General features: G+C 30.3%; 3 protein-coding genes and 1 pseudogene. All 4 read right to left on the minus strand.

All coding sequences use genetic code 11. The features are described from left to right. A pseudogene (locus ABY285_RS12445) lies at positions 1 to 604 on the minus strand (hypothetical protein); the annotation flags it as partial. Positions 605 to 679: 75 nt separating this feature from the next. Beyond that, positions 680 to 1,003 carry a preprotein translocase subunit YajC gene (gene yajC, locus ABY285_RS12450; RefSeq protein ID WP_372770543.1) on the minus strand — a complete coding sequence of 108 codons (324 nt, stop codon included), beginning with the start codon at positions 1,001 to 1,003 and terminating at the stop codon, positions 680 to 682. Positions 1,004 to 1,032: 29 nt separating this feature from the next. Continuing rightward, positions 1,033 to 1,485: a DUF1573 domain-containing protein gene (locus tag ABY285_RS12455; RefSeq protein ID WP_372770545.1), complete on the minus strand. Its 453-nt coding sequence runs from the start codon at positions 1,483 to 1,485 to the stop codon at positions 1,033 to 1,035. A gap of 31 nt (positions 1,486 to 1,516) precedes the next feature. Further along, positions 1,517 to 2,455, minus strand: coding sequence for a transcription antitermination factor NusB (nusB, locus tag ABY285_RS12460; RefSeq protein WP_372770547.1), 939 nt, complete (start codon positions 2,453 to 2,455; stop codon positions 1,517 to 1,519). Positions 2,456 to 2,607: the final 152 nt, after the last annotated feature.

A 2,607-nucleotide genomic window follows, 5' to 3' on the forward strand; every position in this document is an offset into this window, starting at 1 on the left:
ACTCAATATCTTTATAAACATTATCCAATTTTAGAAGTTTGGTTCTTAATTCGGTGATGGAATCAATATATCTTTTCGAACCCGAAACGATAACACTGTCCGGTGAAATTTTTAATTCCTCAACCAAATTATATCCCGCTTTATAACGAATTTCAAGTCTTGGATTTACTGGTACTTTTTTAGAAACGGAAGCCCCCAATTCAAGAAAAATAGTGTCCCTTAATACACTTATAATTTCAACTCCATTTGAAAATTGGGAATTTAACAATGCAATTTGTTTGTTCGGCAATATATAATAAACCGTTTTTGTTTTCGAAATATTTTTTAAGTTTAAGAGTATTTTATGCTTTTTGATTTTATATTTTATCAGTGTAAAACCAGGTGCTTTTATGGCCACTTTCATTTCTGAGATTGGTTTTTTTTGAACAAGTTTACCTGATGGCATATCTGTATATTCTACATCAAAAACAACAGGAGTGATATAACTTTTAGACAATTCTATCAGCAACCAAATTATGGAAGACAAAATCATAAAAAATAAAAATACTTTAATTTTTTTATTTTTTTTTAGAGATTTAATGCTTGATGCTGCAGTCGTTTTCATTTTTGGAATTATAACTATTAAAGATACAAAAAAAAGTGAGCTAAAAAGCTCACTTTTTTAAGAATGTGTTCATTCCTATTTAATTTCTTCCGGAGATAGATATTTTTTACTGAGCTCCATTGAAATCGCAGAGCGCTCAAATTTTATTTTTCCTGCACCAGTTTCTACAATTACAGTATTGTCACCGTCCACAACGTCAACAATTTTACCATGAATTCCGCTGCTGGTAACTATTTTATTGCCTTTTGCAATAGAAGTCTGAAACTTCTTTTCGTTTTTTTGACGTTTTATCTGCGGTCTTATCATAAAAAGATAAATCACCACAAACATTAATAAGAAAGGAAGCATGCTTGTTAGTGAACTTCCTCCTAAACTTTGTAAAGCTATAGTTGTGTACATTTTATTTATTTTTAGATTTAATTAATTGATTAGCTTTTTGGTGTTACAGTTCCTGAAATGCGCACGATTTCCTTAACATTTGCTGTATTTGTCTGCAAAGTAATCGTTTTGCTTTGTTTCCCTGTTCTTCCTCTTGAATTAAACGAAAATTTTATTTCGGCAGAGTCACCCGGTTTAATGGCTTCTTTAGGCCATTCAGGAACCGTACAACCACAAGATGCTGATGCATCAGTGATTATTAAATCTGTTTTTCCTTTGTTGGCTAGTTTAAATACACCTTCAACAACATCTCCTTCATTAACAGTTCCGAAATCGTAATTCTTTGTGTCAAATTCAATGATTGCACTACCTAAACTAATTTTTGCATCTCTTTCTTTTGCAGTTTCTAAATTTGTCGAATCTATTTTTGAAGAAGCATTGTCTTTACACGAAACAAATGCCAAACTCAATAAAAGAATTCCTACAATACTATTTTTTATCATGGTTCTTGTTTTTTTTTGTAAAAATATGAAATTACATCAATCCTCGTCCTATTTTATTCAATCTTTTTGATGCTGTAAAATCTTTTAAAATTTTATCAATAACGCCATTGATAAAGAAACTGCTTTTTTCCGAAGAATAGTCTTTTGCAATTTCAATATATTCGTTAATGGTAACGCTTGTTGGAATTGAGGGAAATTTCAAAAACTCGCTTATGGCCATTTTTATTAAAATCATATCAATTTCAGCAATACGGTCGGTATCCCAATTGGGCGTTTTATTTTCAATTTCCTTTTCAAATTCTTTATGGTTTAACACCACTTTTCTGAATAAGTCCAACACAAATTTTTTGTCGTCGTCATCTTTATATAAATTCCCCAATTGAAAAGTCTTCTTGGGTTTTAATTGATTTAACGTTTTTACAATCCATGTATTTACAAAAGGAATGTCATCAACCCAGCTAATGGTCCTGTCTTCAAAATACTCAGCTAATTTTTCGTTCGGAGCCACCACATTTTTAAACATTGCAACCACAAAATCCCTGTCTTCCTCAAATGAATGTTTGTCTGATTTCATATAAGAAGCATAAGGATCGCTTTCCTTTATCAGCTTCAAAATTTCGTGAACATATTCATTGTCCAAGCTCCAATAATTTAGCTTATTGTCATCCAAATAACTATTTAATGAAACGCTTTCATCCAATAATTTGAAAATTTCGTTGTTAATGAATTTAAAATTCGGATTTAAATCCTGAGAAGTGGCTAAATACTTTTTTCCGGAAATTTCAATATGTTTTTTTTCCAAATTTTTAACTTCCACAAGCAAACGAAGCATTAATGCATACAAGTCGTACATTTTTTCTATACTTGTATATAAAAAATCTTCTTCTTTTTTCAGGTTATCACTTTTAGACTGCAGCAACGCGTAAACCGATTGCATTACCTTTACTCTAATATGTCTTCTGTTTATCATTTGAAAGAACTTTTGTGAAATTTAGTAGAATTAAGCCGCAAAAATACTAATAATTTTTAGAAATATAATTTTGTTTTTGTTTATTTACGAAAAGTGATAAAATTCTTAAAACAACAACCATAAATACTATTTTGGCGTTCCCGCTTTCTCAG

The sequence above is a fragment of the Lutibacter sp. genome, from assembly GCF_041555395.1.
GTDB lineage: Bacteria > Bacteroidota > Bacteroidia > Flavobacteriales > Flavobacteriaceae > Lutibacter.

Bases quoted from the DNA above. Each gene is read 5' to 3' on its own strand.
- nusB (WP_372770547.1), bottom strand. From the start codon at position 2,455: ATGATAAACAGAAGACATATTAGAGTAAAGGTAATGCAATCGGTTTAC.
- yajC (WP_372770543.1), bottom strand. From the start codon at position 1,003: ATGTACACAACTATAGCTTTACAAAGTTTAGGAGGAAGTTCACTAACA.
- ABY285_RS12455 (WP_372770545.1), bottom strand. From the start codon at position 1,485: ATGATAAAAAATAGTATTGTAGGAATTCTTTTATTGAGTTTGGCATTT.